This is a genomic window from Rhizobium freirei PRF 81 (assembly GCF_000359745.1).
GTDB lineage: Bacteria > Pseudomonadota > Alphaproteobacteria > Rhizobiales > Rhizobiaceae > Rhizobium > Rhizobium freirei.
On record NZ_AQHN01000072.1, the window covers coordinates 268205 to 285367 of the forward strand.

A 17163-nucleotide genomic window follows, 5' to 3' on the forward strand; every position below is an offset into this window, starting at 1 on the left:
AATGATCGGAGGCGATCAGAGGCCGAGAGCTGCGCGCAGTTCAGCCTTGGCGCCTTCGTATTCGGTCTTGTAGTCGTCATGCGTGGTGATGGTTTCGGCAATGACCATGCCGACGATGCGACCGGCTTCGATGTCCGAGGCGTAATGGATGCCGCCAACAATGCGGTTATGGCCGTATTCCCAGGCGCGAGTCATGATGGCGGCGCGCTTTTCCGGTACCATGTTCGACAGCACGACGCCCATCAGCGTGCCGACCGTGGTGTGGCCGGACGGGTAGGAGCCAGACTTGGAGAGCGAAACGATCGGCTTTACGAGATCGCTGTAGAGATGCGGACGCGGGCGCTTCCAGACATCCTTGGCCGGATCGACGACGGCGCCTTCGGTCTCGACGACGCGATCGAAGAAGGCCGAGAATTTCGGCAGGTTTTCCTTGGTGAATTTCGGATTGTCGATGACGTCGGAGAAGCGCCAGACATTCTCCTGAGAATCGGCCACGGCGCGAGCCGCCATTTCCGGCGTGCGCGTAACCTGGATCGTCAGGATTTCGCCGAGCTCGGCCTTCGTCTGCGCCGAATCATTGGCGGGAGGCGGCGGCAGCAGATCAAGCAGATTGATTTCCTTGGCATCGCTGAAGGGCTTGGCATCTTCGGCGAAGACCGGCGAGGCGAGGCCGACGACGAGCAACAGGCTTAAAGCTTTGGCGAAAGTACGCATTTGGGGGCTCCCTTTTAAGTGAGGCCCGTACCTATCAAGCTGTCATCTCAAGCTCGTGACAGTTGCGGTGCACAATGTTTCAGCGCGATTTTTACCCGCAAGGACCGTACACGGCGCCGGACACAAGGCCGTCGTTGCTCAGTTTGCGGGCGCCAGCCGGTTGACCACGCCGAGATCGTCGTTTTCGCGCACCTGCTTCAGATGCTCTTCGGCCTGCGTTGCCTCGCGCTGGCGGTTCCACATGGAGGCATAGAGCCCGTTCTGCGCCAGCAGGTCGGCATGGGTGCCGCGTTCGGCGATCGCGCCGCTTTTCAGCACGATGATTTCGTCGGCGCCGATCACGGTCGACAGGCGATGGGCGATGACCAGCGTTGTACGGTTCTTGGAAACGATATCGAGCGCCGCCTGGATTTCGCGCTCCGTCGTCGTGTCTAGCGCCGAGGTCGCCTCGTCGAGGATCAGAACCGGTGGCGCTTTCAGAACGGTGCGGGCGATCGCGACGCGCTGCTTCTCGCCGCCCGAAAGCTTGAGGCCGCGCTCTCCGACCTTCGTCTCGAAGCCTTCGGGCAGATGGCGAATGAAGTCGCTGATCTGCGCGATCTCGGCTGCGGTCGTGACCTCACCCTCGCTCGCGCTTGGCCGGCCGTAGCGGATATTGTAGGCGATGGTATCGTTGAACAGCACGGTATCCTGCGGCACCATGCCGATCACCTTGCGCAGGCTTTTCTGCGTCACCGTGCGCAGATCCTGATTGTCGATGGTGATCGTGCCGCTCTGCACGTCGTAGAAGCGATAGAGGAGGCGTGAAAGGGTCGATTTTCCTGCTCCTGATGGGCCGACTACGGCGACCGTCTTGCCAGCGGGGACTTCGAAGGAAATGCCCTTCAGGATCGGCCGGGCCGGATCATAGGCGAAATGGACGTTCTTGAAAGAGATGGCGCCCTTTCCGATGACAAGTTCCTTGGCGTCGGGAGCATCGACCACTTCGGGCTTGACTTCCAGCAGGTCGAACATTTCCTCGATGTCGGTCAGTCCCTGGCGGATTTCGCGGTAGACGAAACCGATAAAGTTCAGCGGCACGGAGAGCTGCAGCAGCATGGCATTGATGAAGACGAAGTCGCCGACGGTCTGATGGCCATTAAGGACGGACAAACCGGAGATGACCAGCATGACCGTGGTGCCGAGGCCGAAGATCACGCCCTGGCCGAAGTTCAGCCAGCCGAGCGAGGTCCAGACGCTGGTGGCGGCCTTCTCATAGCGCGCCATCGATTGGTCGAAGCGCTTGGCCTCCATCTCTTCATTGCCGAAATATTTGACCGTCTCGAAGTTCAGGAGCGAATCGATCGCCTTGGTGTTGGCGTCGGTGTCGCTGTTGTTCATCGTGCGGCGGATGGAGATGCGCCAGTCGCTCGCCTTCACGGTGAACCAGATGTACAGCCAGACCGTGACGGCCGTCACCGCGAGGTAGGAGAAGCCGTAGCCGCGCCAGAAGATGATGGCGGTCAGCAGGAATTCGATGAAGGTCGGAAACGTGTTGAGGATGGTGAAGCGGACGATCGTCTCGATGCCTTTGGTGCCGCGTTCGATGATGCGCGAAAGACCGCCGGTCTTGCGCTCCAGATGGAAGCGCAGCGACAGTTCATGCATGTGCACGAAGGTCCGATAAGCGAGCTGGCGAACCGCGTGTTGGCCGACGCTGGCAAAGAGCGCATCGCGAAGCTGGTTGAGGCCGAGCTGGATCAGGCGGGTAAGGTTCGTGGCGACGATCAGAGCGATGGCGCCGACCATGAAGGCCGGCAGGATGCCTTGCATGTCGAGCTTGCCGTTCAGCGCGTCGACGGACCATTTGAAGAAATAGGGGACCAGCAGCAGGAAGAATTTAGAAACCAGCAGGAAGACGGTCGCCCAGACGACGCGCATCTTCAGGTCCATGCGGCCGGCGGGCCACATATACGGCCAGAGATTGACGATCGTGTTCAATGGATTGCTGGAATCCGCCGATATGGTTTTCTTGGGCTCTGCCATGTCCGTCTCCGGCGAAGAATAAAGGCAGCCGGGCGTTGCACCCGTTGGGCTAGTCCGGCTGATAAGCCTTCACGCACTTAGATGCGGCCGTTGCGTGAAGGCAATGAGGGTTGCGCGAGGCTTATACTATTTTTATTCCGCATAAAAGCATCGGCCAGGCGTTGGTCGCGCCTGGCCGATGCATAATCCTATCAAGGAATGGTGAGCAGCCTAGAGGTGTTCGCCGGAAAGCCGCTTGCGATGCAGCTCCTCGGCATTCGGCAGCGCATCCTTCGGCAGGCCGAACACTTGCCCAGGCAAGATCCTGTCCGGATTGTTGATCTTGTCCTCATTTGCCAGATAGATCGTCGTGTAACGCACGCCGGCGCCATAGACGCGACGGGAAATCTGCCAGAGCGTGTCGCCGCGGCGGATGATTACCGCGTTGGCATCCTGCGCCAGCGGCGCCTGCTCCAGCGTCTTCGGACCATTGTCCTTGGACGAGACCTCGGCATTCGGCTGCGAGGGCGCGGTGATCTGCGCGATCAACTCCTCAAGGCCAGGCAGAGCAGCTCCGACCGACTTCGCGTCCCTCGGCAGAGCCTGCAGCGCGCTCAGCGCCTTGGCGGCAACCCTACCAGCATCGGCTGCAGCCTTCTTCAGCTCGGCGGTGGCATTGATCGACGGGCGGAACTCCGAAAGCGATTTCAGCGCGATTTCCGTGCCGGACCGCGCGGCAGCAAGCTGTTCCACATTCGGCTGCTTGCCGTCCGTGAAGAGACCCTTCAGCAGCGCGAAGGCCCTGCCGGCACTCTCCCTCAGCTTGGCAAGCTCGCCTTCGTCCAGAGGTATCAGATTTGCCGACGCAGATTGTGTTTGAGCGTTGGCGGCCGGCGTCTGAGCGGCGACCGTCACCTGGTTGCCCTCGGGACGCGTGAAGTTGACATTGGCGCGCACGACGACTTTTCCTGCATCATCGAGCACATCGACGCGGATCTTGTGGCCGCCAACGCTCAGCGGCATCACGCCGTCGACGACGAAATGGCCGTCTGCGCCGGCATCGACCTCGCCGATCAGCTTGTCATCGGCATAGCCGCGTACCGTGGCATTCGGCCTCGTGGTGCCTGCGACGAAGATATGGTCGGCTTCGATTTCAACGGCGTTGACCACGACTTCCGGCTGCTCGTCCGTCTTCGCAGCGGCCGGATTCGTCGCTGCACCAGGGTTTGCGGACGCAACGACCGCGCCCTGTTGCTGCGTCTTGGCGTCGGGGGACGATGCAGCGTTGCCCTGAGCGTTGGCTGCCGCTGCGTTATCTTCCGCTGTCGCCACGCGGCCCTGCTTGGCCGAGGGCGCGGTAATGATGCGGCTCGCAGTGCCCGGTTTCGAGACCATGGCGAGAAGTTGCGTGGAATCGTCCTTCGGCACCGAAATGGTGGCAACTTCTTCGGAGTTGACGGCCTTACCGTCCTTGCCGGTGGCGCGCAGCACCAGCTCGTGGTCGCCAGGAGGCAGCGGATTGTCGAGCACGGCAGCGAAGTCGCCACTGGGACCGACCTTGGTTGTCGTCACGACCTTCTCGCCGTCGACGATCTCAAGCTTGGCATTCGGTTCGGCAGAGCCGGCGATCACGGTGGAGCCATTCGGTTCCACGCGCAGCACATCAAATGACGGTATTGAATATCTCGGCGCTGCCGCTGCCGCGGTCTGCGGTGCGGGCTGGCCGGTCAGCGCCGCCAATGCCTTGTCGATCGCGCTGCTTGCTTCGGCGGCGTTGGTGGGCAGGGACTGAACGATGGCAAGAGCCTTGCCTGCGCCTTCCTGGGCCTTCTTCGCGAGGCCCGACACCGTGGCATCGGTTCCGTCGGGAAGCGCAAAGGCGACGATCGATTGCAGCGCCGTGATCGCCTTCGTCTTCGCTGCTGCGAAAACATCCTGGCTCGGCGTGCTGCCATCCTTGAACAGCGCTTTGAGGTCGGTGAGCGATGCTGCCGCCGCGCCGGTCAGATCAGTCAGCTTTTTGGCAAGATCGGCGGTGCCGACCGCTTTCGACACGGTGTTCTGCGCCGCCTCAGTCGACTTCTGCGCCGTCTCGCCAGCCTTCTGCGCATTCTCCTCGATGGTGTTTTTTACCGTGTTGCCGGCTTGATTGACGACATCGCCGATCGGGTTCTTGCTGCCGTTGATGCGCGGCATCACGAAAAAGACCATCAACACGGTGGCAATTACCAACACCAACAGAGCCAGCCAACCGGCACGGTTCTTCATCATCATTCATCTCCACGCGGCGCAGTCGTCGCAACTCCTGAAATTGCTAGCGATTTCGCCTGCTTTTACAAGCTTTCTCAGCCATTTTCGCATGTTCGGGCACAAGTTTTCCTTCGAAAATTCTTGACTGAGCATCTGCAGCATAGTTGTTTGCTTTCATGACCGACGATTCTGCGCCAATTCGATCCATCTGCGTTTATTGCGGCTCAAGGCCCGGGCGCGATTCTTCCTACATGGCTGCCGGCCGCGAGCTGGGCAAAAGCATCGCCGAGAACGGCTTGCGCCTGGTCTATGGCGGCGGAACGAAGGGCATCATGGGCGCCGTCGCGAGCGGCGTGCTCTCACATGGCGGTCAGGTCACCGGCATCATCCCGGAATTCCTCGTCGACATGGAAGCGACGCGCCATTCGCTCGGTCAACTGGACGAGCTCATCATAACGCCTGACATGCATGCGCGCAAACACACCATGTTCGAGCGCGCTGATGCTTTTGTGGCGCTGCCGGGCGGCATCGGCACGCTGGAGGAGATCGTCGAGATCATGACCTGGGGCCAGCTCGGCCGTCACGAAAAGCCGATGATCTTCGCCAATATCAACGGCTTCTGGAACCCGATGATGGAACTTGTCCGCCATATGACGGAAGAGGGCTTCGTGCACACGGCCCATCGCGTGCAGCCGCTGGTTATCGACAAGGTGGACGATATCATCCCGGCCATCCGCAAGCACGCCGCCGAGGCGCGCGGCGACCGCAGCGGCGAAGAAGCCGTCATCTCCAAACTCTGATTAACACATGTCGCGCAGAACCGTGCAGCGGTCTTGCGATAACGACATGTGCAGAATTAAACAGCTGAGCGCGCGAAGCGACCCTGAAAGATCGCGATGCGCTTTAGCGGTTTGATAACCATATCTGTCCGTTAGCGGTCTTTGCTCTGACGCAGCATCGACCAGCTGTAGAGCACCAGCCCGGCCCAGATCAGCGAAAAAGCGATCAGCTGCGTCGTGCCGAAGGGTTCCTTGAACAGGAAGACGGCGATCAGGAAGACCATCGTCGGCACGATGTACTGCATGATACCGATGGTCGACAATCTGAGGAGCTTTGCGCCGTTCGCAAAAATCATCAGCGGCAGCGCTGTCACCAGCCCGCAGCCAAGGAGAAGGGCAGTGTCCGACAGGCCGGTCTGATACAGATGGCCTTCGCCCCGCATCTCCAGGTAGATGATGTAGAGCGTCGCCGGGATGCACAGCAGCAGCACCTCGATGAAGAAGCCCTGATTGGCGCCGACGGGCAGCGTCTTGCGGAAAAAGGCGTAGAAGCCCCAGGAGAAGGTCAGGGACAGCGCGACCCAGGGCAGGGTGCCGGCTTTGATGGTCAGGATGACGACCGCAACCGCGGCAAGACCGATCGCGACGATCTGCACCGGCGTCAGCCTCTCCTTGAGGATCAAAGCCCCAAGCGCAATGCTGAACAGCGGATTGATGAAATAGCCGAGCGCCGCATCCAGTGAATGTCCGGCACCGATCGCCCAGACATAGGTCCCCCAATTGATGGTGACGAGCGTGGCTGTCAGCGACGCCATGGCAATCGTGCGCGGATTGCGAAACGCCGCCCTCACGTCACGCATGCCGCCAAGGGCCAGCAGCACGGTGCCGGCAACTGGAACGGACCAGAAGATGCGGTGAGCGATGACTTCCATGGCTGGAATATGCGCCAGGGCTTTCATGTAGAGCGGCAGGATGCCCCAGAAGAGGTAAGCCGTCATCGCGTAGCCGAAGCCGCGCAGACCGTCGTTGTTCTTGATTTCCGGTTTCAGCGCATCGGCAGCCATGAATCTTTCCCGTCATTCCATAGTATTTGGTTATTTGAGACGGGATTACTCCAACGCGGGTCGCGAGGCCAATTCATTTCCTTGACGGCATCGTCAAGCTTTTTGATGAGCGGCGGATCACTCCGCCGCTATTCTGCCCGCCATATGCCGGTTCTTCATCAGTTTATAGATGACGGAATCCATCAGTGCCTGGAACGAAGCATCGATGATGTTTTCGGACACGCCGACGGTCCACCAGCGCACGCCGTCGCTGTCGGTGGACTCGATCAGGACGCGGGTGATGGCCTCGGTGCCGCCGTTGAGGATACGCACCTTGAAGTCGGCCAGTTCCAGATCGTCGATTTCGTGCTGGTACTTACCGAAATTCTTGCGCAGCGCCAGGTCGAGCGCGTTGACCGGGCCGTCGCCCTCGGCAACCGACATGATGGTCTCACCGTCGATGATGATCTTGACCACCGCTTCCGAGACGATCTTCACCCGGCCATGGGAATCGAAGCGGCGCTCGACCATGACGCGGAAGCCGTCGATCGCGAAGAATTCCGGGATGGTGCCGAGCGTGCGGCGGGCCAGCAGCTCGAAGCTCGCATCCGCACCTTCATAGGCATAACCGGTCGCCTCGCGCTCCTTGACGATCTGGATCAGCCGGTCGAGCTTGGGGTCGTCCTTGCCCACCTCGATGCCACGCCGCTTCAACGCGTTGATGAAGTTCGACTTTCCACCCTGGTCGGAAACCATGACCTTACGGAAATTGCCGACGCTTTCCGGTGTCACATGCTCGTATGTGCGGGGATCCTTCAGCAGTGCCGAAGCATGAATGCCGGCCTTGGTCGCAAAGGCGGATGCACCGACATAAGGCGCCTGGTGATCCGGTGAGCGGTTCAAAAGCTCGTCGAAGGCATGCGAGAGGCCAGTGAGGCCGACCAGCCGCTCGGCATCGATCGTCGTTTCGAAGCGTTCGCTATAGGCACGCTTTAGTGCCAGCGTCGGGATCAGCGTGATCAGGTTGGCATTGCCGCAGCGCTCGCCGATGCCGTTCAGCGTGCCCTGGATCTGCCGCACACCGGCCTCGACAGCCGCGAGCGAATTGGCAACCGCCTGACCGGTGTCGTTATGGGCATGGATACCAAGACAGTGGCCGGGAACGCCGCAGGCGATGACGGCCTCGACGATGGCGCGGATTTCCGGCGGCTGCGTGCCGCCATTGGTGTCGCAGAGCACGACCCAGCGTGCGCCCGCATCATAGGCCGTTTTGGCGCAGGCAAGCGCATAGGCCGGATTGGCCTTGTAGCCGTCGAAGAAATGTTCGCAGTCGACCAGGGCCTCCTTGCCGGCGCCGACCGCCGCCTTGACGCTTTCGGCGATGCTTTCGAGATTCTCCTCGTTCGAGCAGCCGAGGGCGACCTTGACGTGATAGTCCCAGCTCTTCGCGACGAAACAGATCGCATCGGCCTTCGCCTGCAACAGGCTGGCAAGGCCGGGGTCGTTGGAGGCGGAGACACCGGCGCGCTTGGTCATGCCGAAGGCGACGAAAGAGGCCGATTTCGTGCGGTTCTCATCGAAGAAGGCCGTGTCGGTCGGATTGGCGCCGGGATAGCCGCCTTCGATGTAGTCCAGGCCGAATTCGTCCAGCATGGTCGCGATGGCAATCTTGTCCTCGACCGAAAAATCGATGCCGGGCGTCTGCTGGCCGTCGCGGAGCGTCGTGTCGAAGAGATAGATTTTTTCGCGTGTCATACGGTTTCCTCCGGCGAGCCGGTCTTTGATATTGGGCGCCTGGCGCTAGATTTTTCCTGCGGGCCTGTCGGTGGCGCGGATGAGCTGGCACTCAGCCTTCAGCCGGGCCTTCCGCAGCCCCTCGGTCATATCTTCAGTCCACCCGCCGGCCAGACATCAGTGTCGTGATCGGGGTGCTGGAAGGAAATGATCTGCTCCTGCCGGGCGTAGAAATCCGGATCCTGCAGGACTGGCTTTTCGAAGATCGTGTCGACCCAGGGCAGGCGATTGGCATAGTTGACCTGGATCTGCGGGGCGAGATCGTCGCGCTCGTCGAAGGCGCCGATAGCGATTTCAAGGCCGCCGGGATGACGATAGGTGAGTGGCGTACCGCAGTTCTTGCAGAAGCCGCGGTCGATATTGACGGAAGACTGGAAATAGGTGGGCTCGCCGCGTGTCCATTCCAGGCCTTCATCCGGCGCCGTCACCAGCGCGGAGAAGAAATTGCCGAACTGTTTCTGGCACATGCGGCAATGGCAGATCGACGGGCGGCCGAGTTGACCGCGAATGCTAAACCGCACCGCGCCGCATTGGCATCCTCCGCTTTTGGTGACGTCACTCATGGCTCTTCTCCTCTGGCCAGCTTGAGGTATCGTAATCCGGATGTTGGTATGACACGATGTCGAGAACGAAAGGCGCCTGCGCTACATCCTCTTCCGTGCTACGCCCCGGCAGCAGGTGCAGCCGATCGACAAAGTCGATCTTGCCTTCCGTGCCGTATTGTATGATGGGCGGCAGCTTCGAGGGATCGTCGAAGGCGCCTGCCGCGACCGCAATGCCATCCGGCGCTTCATAGGTCAGCGGCGTGCCGCAATCCGCGCAAAAGCCGCGCTTCACGTGGTTGGACGATTGAAATGTCTTCCGCTCGCCGCGTGTCCATGTCAGTTCGGCGCCGCGCGTCGAGACCAACGGCGCATAATAGGCGCCAAAGGCTTTCTGGCACATGCGGCAATGACAGATCGACGCGTCCTTCAGCTCGCCCCGTACCCTGAAGCGAACCGCGCCGCACTGGCAGCCGCCGGTGTAAGTCGAGACCGTCATGCTTTATCCTTTCCAGCGACGATGAGGATATGCATGCAGACATTGTCGACACCCTTGAGGACATCGTCATTCCAGAAGCGCAGGACTGTCCAGCCGTCTGCTTCGAGGCGACGGGTACGGCCCTGATCGTAGGTTCGATCACGGTCGTTTGCATGTTGAGAGCCGTCGACTTCGACAATGAGCTTCTCGGCGGGGCAAGCGAAATCCACAATGTAGCCGGCGATGGGTAATTGACGGCGGAAGCCGAACCCCATGAGGCGGTGGGCGCGCAGCTCATTCCAGAGGCGAAGTTCCGCGTCCGTCATGACCTTGCGCATGCCGCGGGCATTGCTTCGGATCTTCGGCGGGACTGGAGTATGCGGCAAAGTACCCCCCTTTGTCACTTTCGTGACATCCCCCCCACAAGGGGGGAGATTGTTAACCCGTAGCGCTCGCTCGGCCCAAATGGAGATCGAACCTGCGGAGACTAGGCTTCGTGTTCGCGTGCGCAAGAGCGGCAAACTCCCCCCAATCTCCCCCCTTGTGGGGGGGATGTCACGAAAGTGACAGAGGGGGGTAACCAGGTTCACCGCTTGATCTCCCAAGTCGTGATGCGCTCGCCCGTCGCCGCATCCTTGCCGTCCTTGAGCTGGATGCCTTTTGCCGTCAGTTCATCGCGAAGCTTGTCGGCCTCGGCGAAGTTCTTGGCTTTGAGCAATTCCAGACGCTGACGCACCTTGGTATCGATCTCTGCGACAACAGCTTCGTCAACCTCCGCCTTCTTCGGCAGCAGACCGAGAAGCTCGGCGCTGGCCGCGAAGGTGGGAAGGAGACTGATGTCGGCATTGGCAGCCTGTGCCAGCGCATGCAGTGCCTGGATGGCGGCAACGGTGTTCAGATCGTCGCCGAGAGCGGCAAGCACCGTCGGATCCGGTGCCGCCCCGCTAACATCGGCCGCCGGCCATTTGGCGATCAGCCGCTCCGCTTCCTCGAGGCGCTTCACCGAGAAGTCGATCGGCTCGCGGTAATGCGTCATCAGCATGGCAAGCCGCAGCACGTCGCCAGGCCATGTCCGGCCACCGAGCTTGTCCGTCTCCAACAGTTCGTAGATCGTGACGAAATTGCCTTCCGATTTCGACATCTTGCGGCCTTCGACCTGCACGAAGCCGTTATGCATCCAGACGTTTGCCATGGCATGCGTGCCATTGGCGCAACGCGACTGGGCAAGTTCGTTTTCATGATGCGGGAAGATCAAGTCCAGACCGCCGCCATGAATATCGAAGACGTCGCCGAGATAGCGGCCGCTCATGGCCGAGCACTCGATATGCCAGCCTGGACGGCCGCGACCCCAAGGGCTTTCCCAGCCGGGTTCGTTTTCGTCGGAGAGCTTCCACAACACGAAATCGCCTGGGCTCTTTTTGTGCTCGTCGACCGCGACGCGTGCGCCGGCCTGCTGCTCATCGAGATTGCGCTTGGAAAGCTGGCCGTAATCGGCCATCGACTTGGTGTCGAACAGCACTTCGCCGGCCGCTCGATAGGCATGACCCTTGGCGATCAGCGTCTCGATGATCGTGATCATCTGCTCGATACTATCGGTTGCGCGCGGCTGCACGGTCGGCTCCAGGCAGCCGAGATCGGTCGTATCCTTGCGATACTGCCGCTCGGTCTTCTCCGTTACCAGCCGGATCGCCGTGTTCAGCGGCAGGCCAGGATGGTCGCGCAAGGCGCGCGCGTTGATCTTGTCGTCGAGATCGGTGATGTTGCGAACATAGGTAACGTGGCTTTCGCCATAGACGTGCCGCAGCAGCCGGAAAAGCACGTCGAAGACGATGGCCGGGCGGGCATTGCCGATATGGGCGAAGTCATACACCGTGGGGCCGCAGACATACATGCGGACGTTATTGCGGTCGATCGGCTGGAAACCGACCTTTTCGCGCGTCAGCGTGTTGTAGAACTTCAGTTGCAGCTCGGTGCCCATTTCATTCTCCCAAGGCATAAATCCGAAAAATACCGTCACCGGCAGGCCGGACGTTTGTCATCTTGGATTTTGGGAGACGAAAACGGCCAGGCCAGCGAAGCGCTAGCGAATAATCTTCCGGCAGATAATGCAGATAACCGTTTTCATGGGCGGCTTTATCGCGCGCCGGAGGAATTTGGTCAAGTAGGGAGAAGGCCTCTCCCGCACGGGGAGAGGGTGTTTTTTATTCGGGCATCCGGTAGTCGACGAGCTTGTTTTCGCGCACGACGAACAGCTTGCCGGTTTCGGTGACGTCGGGGCCGACGAGCGGCAGGATCGCCTGGGCGACCTCACGCGGATGCGGCAGCGTGTCCGGATCTTCGCCGGGCATGGCCTGGGCGCGCATGGCCGTGCGCGTGGCACCCGGATCGACGCTGGTGATGCGCAGTGGCGTGCTCTGCGTCTCCCCGGCCCAGGTGCGGGCCATCGCCTCGACGGCAGCCTTGGACGCGGAATAGGGACCCCAGAAAGGCCGGCAGCGATGCGCAGCGGCAGATGAAAGAATGACGGCGCGTCCCGCATCGGAGCGCATCAGCAGCGGCTCGACCGAACGGATCAGCCGCCAGGTAGCGGTGACATTGATGGTCATCACCTTTTCGAACACCTTGGCCTCGACATGGCCGATCGGTGAGATCACGCCGAGGACGCCGGCATTGGCGACGAGGATGTCGAGCTTGCCCCAGCGTTCGAAGATCGAGCCGCCGAGCGCATCGATGGCGTTCATGTCGGCAAGGTCGAAGGGAACGAGCGTCGCCGAACCACCGGCGGCCTTGATGGCATCGTCCAATTCCTCAAGCCCGCCGACCGTGCGGGCGCAGGCGATCACATGCGCGCCGGCCTTGGCCAGCTCCAGTGCCGTAAAATAACCGATGCCGCGCGATGCGCCCGTGACGAGGGCGATCTTGTCCTTGAGATTGACGCTCATGCTGTCTTGATCCGAATGCGTGGGAAAGAGAAAGGGGCACGCCAGCCCCTGTCAATCGTGACCGGGCTCAGCCGTTGCTGGCGAGAACGGAAAGCTTGCGCACGTTGCTGGTGCTTTCCTTGTCGAGCAGGCGCGTCGGATAGTCGCCGGTGAAATAGTGATCGGTAAACTGCGGCTGCGCATTATCGCGCGGCTCGCCGCCGACAGCCCTGTAGAGCCCGTCGATCGACAGGAACTCGAGGGAATCGGCGCCGATGAAATCGCACATGGCCTTCAGGCTGCTGTACTGGTTGGCGAGCAGCTTGTCGGCATCCGGCGTGTCGATGCCGTAGAAATCCGGGTGGAAGATCATCGGGCTGGCGACGCGGATATGCACTTCGCTGGCGCCGGCATCGCGGATCATCTGCACGATCTTCACCGAGGTCGTGCCGCGGACGATGGAATCGTCGACCAGTACGACGCGCTTGCCCTCTATGATGGCCCTGTTGGCGGAATGCTTGAGTTTCACGCCGAAGGCGCGGATTTGCTGCGTCGGCTCGATGAAGGTACGGCCGACATAGTGGTTGCGGATGATGCCGAGTTCGAACGGAATGCCGCTTGCCTGGGCATAGCCGATGGCGGCAGGCGTGCCGCCGTCCGGCACCGGCACGACAACGTCGGCGGCGACAGGCGCTTCCTTGGCAAGGTTGATACCCATATTCTTGCGGGCGGCGTAGACGTTGCGGCCGCCGACGACGGAATCGGGACGGGCGAAATAGACATATTCGAACAGGCAGAGGCGCTCCGGCTGGGAAACCTCCGGCTTGCGCTCGTCGACGGTGATCGAACCGTCCGGCTGGATCTCGCAGATAATGACCTCGCCGTTTTCGACGTCGCGGACATATTTCGCGCCGATGATGTCGAGAGCACAGGTCTCTGAGCAGAAGATCGGCTTGCCGTCGAGCTCGCCCATGACCAGCGGCCGGATGCCGATCGGGTCGCGCGCGGCGATCAGCTTCGTACGCGTCATGGCGAGCATCGAATAGCCGCCCTCCATCTGCCTGATGGCATCGATGAAGCGGTCGGAGGAGGAGGCTTGCTTGGAGCGGGCGATGAGATGCAGGACGACCTCGGTATCCGAGGTCGACTGACAGATGGCGCCGTCGGCGATCAGCTGCCGGCGCATGGTCAGGCCGTTGGTGAAATTGCCGTTGTGAGCAATCGCGATGCCACCGACTTCCAGTTCGGCAAACAGCGGCTGAACGTTGCGAAGAATGGTTTCGCCCGTCGTGGAATAGCGTACATGGCCGATCGAGCGGTCGCCGGGCAGACGGGCGAGGGTGGCCGGATCGGTATAATGATCGCCGACGAGACCCATGCGCCGTTCGGAATGGAAGCGCTGACCATCGAAGCAGACGATGCCGGCCGCCTCCTGGCCGCGATGCTGCAGGGCGTGCAGACCGAGGGCCGTCAGCGTCGCCGCATCGGGGTGTCCCAGAATGCCGAAGACGCCGCATTCTTCGTGTAGAGTATCGCCGTCGATATCATTCTCGATGGAGAGGGAACGGTTCATGGCTGCTGGCCTTTGCTCTCAACGTGGGCGGATCGGGCGGCGTCACGGGTGACCATTAAAATAACTGAAAATCCGGCCGGAAAAAATATCGGGCCGGATCTTTCAGTGTCACACCGCTCAAATGGCGATTCTCGGGCGGCAGGTCAAGCCTGTAAACGCACCGTCAATTGTTTGTCTGCGGCGCCGGCGCATCATCCGACGGCGCAGCATCGTTCGGAGCGGCATTGTCGCCACCTGCCTGCGGCTGCGCATGCTGCTGGTTCGGCGCGATCTTGTTGAGGATCTCCGGCGGCAGCATTGCCTGCACGTTTTCAGGAAGCGCCGACTTCAGCTTTTCCACCATCGAATCGAGGAAGGGCTTCGACTTGGCGTTGTTGACCCAGTCCGGCCGGGCCGCGGGCGCCACGAGCCAGTTCCAGAAAGCGACCACGACAACCATCAGCAGCAGGCCACGCGCCGCGCCGAACAGGAAGCCGAGCGTCCTGTCGAGCGCGCCGATACGGCTGTCGATGATGAAATCGGCAATCCGGATGGTGATGAAGGAAATGATGATCAGCGCCAGAAGGAAGATGACACCGGCCGAAGCGATCGTCGCGATCTTGGTGTCGGCCTTGTATTGCAGGGCATAGGGAAGAAGCAGGGGATAGAGATAGTAAGCAGCGACGGCCGAGCCGCCCCAGCTGACGATCGAGAGAATTTCGCGGGAAAAGCCGCGAACCATGGCCAGAACGGCGGAAAACAGAAGAACGCCGATAACAATACCGTCGAAAATCGTAATGGGCATGTATAATCCACTTCAAGACTTGCCGCGCCATGTGGCGGGCATCGGCCTCAGTATGAGCCTCTTCTACGTCAAGGACGGCTGAAGTAAGGCTCAGTCTTCATCTTCCGCACGCTTGAGCGCGCCCTTCGATCCGGCTATGCGCGCCACCAAATCCGGCAGGCTTTCGATCTCGCTCCAGCGTCCGCCATTGACCTTCGGCAGGTCGGCGGAAGCGGCAGGCAGAAGGGCCGCGGAAAATCCCAGCTTCTCGGCTTCCTTGAGACGCTGGCCGGTGTGCGCAACCGGCCGGACGGCGCCCGACAGGCTGACTTCGCCGAAATAGACGCAATCGGCGGGAAGGGCAAGACCGGCCAAAGAGGAAACCAGTGCAGAGGCGACGGCGAGGTCAGCAGCCGGCTCGGAAATGCGGTAGCCGCCTGCGACATTAAGGTAGACATCGTGCTGGCCGAGGCGAACGCCGCAATGCGCTTCGAGCACCGCGAGAATCATTGACAGCCGTGCCGAATCCCAGCCGACGACCGCACGACGCGGCGTGCCGAGCGATGTCGCCGCGACCAATGCCTGCACTTCGACCAACACCGGCCGCGTCCCTTCCATACCGGCAAAGACGGCAGCGCCCGGCGATTTGGAGTTGCGTTCGCCGAGGAAAAGCTCCGACGGATTGGGCACGTCGCGCAGGCCCTTGTCGGACATTTCGAAGACGCCGATTTCATCGGTCGGACCGAAACGATTCTTCACCGTGCGCAGGATGCGATAGTGATGGCCGCGATCGCCTTCGAAATAGAGGACTGCGTCGACCATGTGCTCGACGACGCGCGGACCGGCGATCTGGCCATCCTTGGTGACGTGGCCGACCAGCACCATCGCCGAGCCGGTCTGCTTGGCAAAGCGGATCATCGCCTGCACGCCGGTGCGCACCTGCGTGACCGTGCCGGGCGCGGATTCGGCCAATTCGCTCCAAAGCGTCTGAATGGAATCGATGATGACGAGGTCCGGCCTCTTGCCCTCGGCAAGCGTCGCCAGGATGTCTTCGACATTGGTTTCTGCGGCCAGCATCACGTCCGTATCGGCCGCCTGCAGCCGCTGCGCGCGCAAGCGAACCTGCGCCACGGCCTCTTCGCCGGAGACATAGACGATCTTGTGCCCGTGGCGGGCAAGCGCCGCCGCGGCCTGCATCAGCAGTGTCGACTTGCCGATGCCCGGATCGCCGCCGACGAGAACGGCCGAGCCGCGCACGAAGCCGCCGCCTGTGGCGCGGTCGAGCTCGGAGATGCCGGTATGGATGCGCGGCGCCTCCTCGATCTCGCCCGAAAGCGAGGTCAGCGTTACGGGCTTGCCCTTCCTCGGCGTCCTGGCTGGGCCGCCGCCGATCCCGCCCATGGGATCTTCCTCGACGATAGTGTTCCATGCGCCGCAGCTGTCGCACTTGCCCGCCCAGCGGTTGTGGACCGTGCCGCAGTTCTGGCAGATGAATTGTGTACGGGCCTTAGCCATCGAGTGCTGTTCTCAAAGTTCAATTGCTCCGTTTTTTCGCAGCGAATCGCTTGGGCAGTCAGATAATGTCTTTCGCGGCCTATCAAAACTAATGATTTCCGTATCAACGGCGATCGTGCCAACCTTTATGCCGGCCTTTTTATGGACGAAGACTGATGTTCGACTATTCGCTTGCCCACTGGATCGCTTTTCTGACCGCCGCGACGCTGCTCAATCTGTCGCCAGGGCCGGACATCGCCTTCATTCTCGGCCACACGATCAGAAGCGGCATGCGCTCCGGTTTTGCGGCTCTGTTCGGGATCTGGAGCGGCGCGTGTCTGCATGTGCTGATGGCGGCTGCTGGCCTGTCGGCGATCCTGGCCGCCTCGGCGCTCGCCTTCTCGACGGTCAAGTGGGTCGGTGCCGCCTATCTCATCTGGCTCGGCATACAGGCGCTGCGCTCAAAGGGTGAGGGGGCCTGGATCAAGGAGACCGGCAAGGCCCAGTCGTGGGGCCGCATCTACCGGCAAGGCATCATGGTCTCGCTGCTCAACCCGAAGGTCGCGATCTTTTTTCTCGCCTTCCTGCCGCAATTCGTCGTCGAGGGCGCCGGGCCGGTCTGGGCGCAGCTATTGCTGCACGGCAGCCTGATCATCGTCGTAGCCGCCTTCATCGAGCCGCCGCTCATCCTGCTCGGCGGCCGTCTGACGGAAGCTCTCAGGCGCAACCGCAGCCTCGGACTATGGCTGGATCGCGGTCTCGGTACGCTGTTCGTGGCTCTTGGAGTCCGGCTGGCGATCAGCGCGCG

The 17163-nt window shown here is 61.3% G+C and carries 15 protein-coding genes; 2 read left to right on the forward strand and 13 right to left on the reverse strand.

Going from position 1 to position 17163, the window contains the following annotated elements:
- Window positions 1-15: 15 nt before the first annotated feature.
- From RHSP_RS20285 to RHSP_RS20295, 3 genes are all read right to left on the reverse strand, one after another.
- On the reverse strand, window positions 16-714 hold the full coding sequence (locus RHSP_RS20285) for an acid phosphatase (RefSeq protein ID WP_004121912.1): 699 nt from the start codon (window positions 712-714) through the stop codon (window positions 16-18).
- Window positions 715-852: 138 nt separating this feature from the next.
- Window positions 853-2739, reverse strand: a complete 1887-nt coding sequence (locus RHSP_RS20290) for an ABCB family ABC transporter ATP-binding protein/permease (RefSeq protein WP_037153183.1) — start codon at window positions 2737-2739, stop codon at window positions 853-855.
- Between the two features lie 210 nt (window positions 2740-2949).
- The gene (locus tag RHSP_RS20295) at window positions 2950-4989 is read right to left on the reverse strand and encodes a LysM peptidoglycan-binding domain-containing protein (protein ID WP_037153299.1); all 2040 of its coding nucleotides are present in this window, start codon (window positions 4987-4989) and stop codon (window positions 2950-2952) included.
- Between the two features lie 155 nt (window positions 4990-5144).
- Here RHSP_RS20295 and RHSP_RS20300 point away from each other — a divergent pair, with 155 nt between their 5' ends.
- Window positions 5145-5768 carry an LOG family protein gene (locus RHSP_RS20300; RefSeq protein WP_037153301.1) on the forward strand — a complete coding sequence of 208 codons (624 nt, stop codon included), beginning with the start codon at window positions 5145-5147 and terminating at the stop codon, window positions 5766-5768.
- A gap of 131 nt (window positions 5769-5899) precedes the next feature.
- On the opposite strand, the gene rarD is transcribed toward RHSP_RS20300, so the two are convergent.
- The 10 genes from rarD to radA all read right to left on the reverse strand — a co-directional run bounded on the left by rarD (window position 5900) and on the right by radA (window position 16376).
- Complete coding sequence (gene rarD / locus RHSP_RS20305) at window positions 5900-6811, reverse strand: EamA family transporter RarD (RefSeq protein WP_004121926.1); 912 nt, start codon at window positions 6809-6811, stop codon at window positions 5900-5902.
- Between the two features lie 117 nt (window positions 6812-6928).
- Complete coding sequence (gene cimA, locus RHSP_RS20310; RefSeq protein ID WP_004121929.1) at window positions 6929-8545, reverse strand: citramalate synthase; 1617 nt, start codon at window positions 8543-8545, stop codon at window positions 6929-6931.
- Between the two features lie 125 nt (window positions 8546-8670).
- Window positions 8671-9147, reverse strand: a complete 477-nt coding sequence (locus RHSP_RS20315) for a GFA family protein (RefSeq protein WP_004121931.1) — start codon at window positions 9145-9147, stop codon at window positions 8671-8673.
- Window positions 9140-9625, reverse strand: a complete 486-nt coding sequence (locus RHSP_RS20320; RefSeq protein ID WP_004121946.1) for a GFA family protein — start codon at window positions 9623-9625, stop codon at window positions 9140-9142. Before RHSP_RS20320 ends, RHSP_RS20315 begins: the two co-directional genes overlap by 8 nt.
- Complete coding sequence (locus RHSP_RS20325; protein ID WP_081615337.1) at window positions 9622-9990, reverse strand: endonuclease domain-containing protein; 369 nt, start codon at window positions 9988-9990, stop codon at window positions 9622-9624. Before RHSP_RS20325 ends, RHSP_RS20320 begins: the two co-directional genes overlap by 4 nt.
- Window positions 9991-10190: 200 nt before the next feature.
- On the reverse strand, window positions 10191-11582 hold the full coding sequence (cysS, locus tag RHSP_RS20330) for a cysteine--tRNA ligase (protein WP_004121950.1): 1392 nt from the start codon (window positions 11580-11582) through the stop codon (window positions 10191-10193).
- A 223-nt stretch (window positions 11583-11805) separates the two neighbouring features.
- The gene (locus RHSP_RS20335; RefSeq protein WP_004121952.1) at window positions 11806-12546 is read right to left on the reverse strand and encodes an SDR family NAD(P)-dependent oxidoreductase; all 741 of its coding nucleotides are present in this window, start codon (window positions 12544-12546) and stop codon (window positions 11806-11808) included.
- 67 nt (window positions 12547-12613) lie between these two features.
- Window positions 12614-14098, reverse strand: coding sequence for an amidophosphoribosyltransferase (gene purF, locus RHSP_RS20340; RefSeq protein WP_004121955.1), 1485 nt, complete (start codon window positions 14096-14098; stop codon window positions 12614-12616).
- A gap of 163 nt (window positions 14099-14261) precedes the next feature.
- A complete protein-coding gene (locus tag RHSP_RS20345) occupies window positions 14262-14882 on the reverse strand; it encodes a CvpA family protein (RefSeq protein ID WP_004121957.1) in 621 nt (206 codons plus the stop codon).
- A gap of 90 nt (window positions 14883-14972) precedes the next feature.
- Window positions 14973-16376: a DNA repair protein RadA gene (radA, locus tag RHSP_RS20350; RefSeq protein ID WP_037153187.1), complete on the reverse strand. Its 1404-nt coding sequence runs from the start codon at window positions 16374-16376 to the stop codon at window positions 14973-14975.
- 155 nt (window positions 16377-16531) lie between these two features.
- Here radA and RHSP_RS20355 point away from each other — a divergent pair.
- Window positions 16532-17163, forward strand: a 632-nt coding sequence (locus tag RHSP_RS20355; RefSeq protein WP_037153190.1) for a LysE family translocator, incomplete at its 3' end; no start/stop codon positions are given.

What these genes read in the sequence shown, in the direction of transcription:
- RHSP_RS20295 (WP_037153299.1), bottom strand. Translation starts at nt 4,989, where the DNA reads ATGATGAAGAACCGTGCCGGTTGGCTGGCTCTGTTGGTGTTGGTAATT.
- RHSP_RS20285 (WP_004121912.1), bottom strand. Translation starts at nt 714, where the DNA reads ATGCGTACTTTCGCCAAAGCTTTAAGCCTGTTGCTCGTCGTCGGCCTC.
- RHSP_RS20300 (WP_037153301.1), top strand. Translation starts at nt 5,145, where the DNA reads ATGACCGACGATTCTGCGCCAATTCGATCCATCTGCGTTTATTGCGGC.
- cimA (WP_004121929.1), bottom strand. Translation starts at nt 8,545, where the DNA reads ATGACACGCGAAAAAATCTATCTCTTCGACACGACGCTCCGCGACGGC.
- radA (WP_037153187.1), bottom strand. Translation starts at nt 16,376, where the DNA reads ATGGCTAAGGCCCGTACACAATTCATCTGCCAGAACTGCGGCACGGTC.
- RHSP_RS20290 (WP_037153183.1), bottom strand. Translation starts at nt 2,739, where the DNA reads ATGGCAGAGCCCAAGAAAACCATATCGGCGGATTCCAGCAATCCATTG.
- RHSP_RS20320 (WP_004121946.1), bottom strand. Translation starts at nt 9,625, where the DNA reads ATGACGGTCTCGACTTACACCGGCGGCTGCCAGTGCGGCGCGGTTCGC.
- purF (WP_004121955.1), bottom strand. Translation starts at nt 14,098, where the DNA reads ATGAACCGTTCCCTCTCCATCGAGAATGATATCGACGGCGATACTCTA.
- RHSP_RS20335 (WP_004121952.1), bottom strand. Translation starts at nt 12,546, where the DNA reads ATGAGCGTCAATCTCAAGGACAAGATCGCCCTCGTCACGGGCGCATCG.
- rarD (WP_004121926.1), bottom strand. Translation starts at nt 6,811, where the DNA reads ATGGCTGCCGATGCGCTGAAACCGGAAATCAAGAACAACGACGGTCTG.
- RHSP_RS20315 (WP_004121931.1), bottom strand. Translation starts at nt 9,147, where the DNA reads ATGAGTGACGTCACCAAAAGCGGAGGATGCCAATGCGGCGCGGTGCGG.
- RHSP_RS20345 (WP_004121957.1), bottom strand. Translation starts at nt 14,882, where the DNA reads ATGCCCATTACGATTTTCGACGGTATTGTTATCGGCGTTCTTCTGTTT.
- cysS (WP_004121950.1), bottom strand. Translation starts at nt 11,582, where the DNA reads ATGGGCACCGAGCTGCAACTGAAGTTCTACAACACGCTGACGCGCGAA.